Source organism: Saccharopolyspora sp. NPDC002686, from assembly GCF_040295745.1.
Classification (GTDB): domain Bacteria; phylum Actinomycetota; class Actinomycetes; order Mycobacteriales; family Pseudonocardiaceae; genus Saccharopolyspora; species Saccharopolyspora oryzae.
On the sequence record NZ_JBEOVY010000611.1, the window covers coordinates 1 to 2068 of the forward strand.

2 protein-coding genes are annotated in these 2068 nt (G+C 69.1%); both read right to left on the minus strand.

Annotated elements, in window-relative coordinates:
- Positions 1-1320: PEP/pyruvate-binding domain-containing protein (locus tag ABTZ89_RS38230; protein WP_351054274.1), on the minus strand; the 1320-nt coding region annotated here is incomplete at its 3' end.
- 297 nt (positions 1321-1617) lie between these two features.
- The coding region (locus ABTZ89_RS38235; RefSeq protein WP_351054277.1) for a M20/M25/M40 family metallo-hydrolase at positions 1618-2068 on the minus strand (451 nt) is incomplete at its 5' end.

Sequence of the window (2068 nt, forward strand, 5' to 3'; positions counted from 1 at the left end):
GGAGGTCCGGCCGCGCTCGAGCAGCTCGTCGACGATCGCCGGATCGGCTTCGATCGGCTCCGGCGGATTGCCGGGGAGGGGCACGTCCGGAGCATCCCCCGACGGCGCCGGGATGAAGTCGCCGCGGTCGAGAACGGTCTGCAGCGCATCCTTCATCAACGGATCCGACGTCTCCATGGCTTTCAGGAGCCCGTCGCGGGTGGCCGGCGATGCCAAGCGGTCGGTGACGTCGACGAACAGCCGCCCACCGGCCTCGGACATGGGTCGCGGCGTGGTCATCTGCCAGAACGACAGGCCCAGCGGCTTCATCGGGTCGGTCATCATCTGCTGGTGGCCGACGGAGAGGTAGACGTGGTTGTCCTGGTCGTCGACCGGTGGCACCGGGAACAGCGTGGTGATCGGCCGGCTCTGCACGATCTGGAAGTCGCCGTCGACCAGGCACCACTCGATGTCCTGCGGACGGTCGAAGTGCGCCTCGATCCGCCGCCCCAGCTGCGCGACCTGCACCACCTGCGCATCGGTCAGCGCTGGCTGCTGCTGCAACTCCGGTTCGATCTCTTGCTGCTGCGTCCCGCCGCCTGGCACGGCACGGATGGCCAACTGCTTGGTGGCGATCTTCTTGTCGACGACTTCGCCGTCGCGCACCTCGTAGACGTCCGCGTTCACCAGACCGGAGACCAGGGCTTCGCCGAGGCCGAAGCCGGCCTCCACGCTGGTGACCTTCCGGTTCGACGTGACGGGGTCGGCGGTGAACAGGACGCCGGACGCGTCCGGCGAGACCATCCGCTGCACGACCACCGCCATGTGGACCTTGCGGTGGTCGAAACCGTTGCGCAGGCGGTAGGTCACGGCTCGTTCGGTGAACAGCGAGGCCCAGCACGACCTGATGTGCTCGAGGATCGCCGCCGGTCCCACGACGTTCAAGTACGTGTCCTGCTGGCCCGCGAACGAAGCCGTCGGGAGGTCTTCGGCCGTCGCGCTGGATCGGACGGCGTAGGCGGCCGTCTCACCCAGACCGGCGAGCGGGCCGGTGATCGCCGCCGCCAGATCGTCGGGGAGGGGGATTCCCGCGATCGCGCTGCGGATCTCTGCGCTGAGCACAGCGATCGAATCCCGGTCGTCCGGGCTCAGCTGCGAGAGCCGGTCGAGCTGGTCCTCGAGCGCCGGTGCGCATGCCATGACCCGGCGGAACGCGTCCGTCGTCACGCAGTAGCCGGCAGGCACGCGGATGCCTTCGATCCGGGAGAGCTCGCCGAGGTGCGCGCCCTTGCCGCCGACGAGCGCGACCTGGCTCCGATCGATGTCCTGGAAATCCAGCACGCAACGACCGGACGAGGAGGACATCCCCGCACTGCTGCCGGTTTCAACCACTGCTTCTCCCATGTCCGTCGGTCGGCGCATCCCGCCAGTCCCTGATTTTCGCAGGTCCTGGCTTCGGACGGAGATTCTGCGGCACGACCCGGGTCTTGCCGCAAGCCCCGGGGTGCGCTATAAGTTGAAACAGGCGGGGAAAGCTCCTCCCGCCTTTCTCGTCCGATTCGGACGGACGATCACTTCGCGAAACCCCAGCGCCCCTGCGCGGGTCGCATCGCACAACCCGCCCGACGGAGCGGCGGCTCAGAGGTGCGCGAGCAGGGAAGCGGTCAAGATCGCCCGTTCAGGCAGGGTCGCTGCGATGATCTGCTCGTCCGGGGCGTGCGCACCTCGGCCGACCGGGCCGAGACCGTCCAGGCTCGGCACACCCAGGGATCCGGTCAAGTTGGTGTCGGCCGCTCCTGCCGCGGGGCGTCCGGAGACTTCCTGCCCGACAGCTCGTCCGGCGCGGGCCAGCGCATCGGTCAGGTCACCGGTATCCGGTTCCGTCCACACCGGACGGCTGGTGAGGATCTCCGCGGTGACGGTGGTTCCGGGGCGGACCGGCGCCAATTCGTGCAGCGCTGCCAGCGCCGAGCGTTCGGTCGCGGTGTCGGTGAAGCGCATGCCGATCTCGCAGGACGCCTCGCCGGGCACCACGTTGGTCCGGCCGCCGCCGGCGATCGTGCCGACGTTGCACAGCATGTCCGGATGG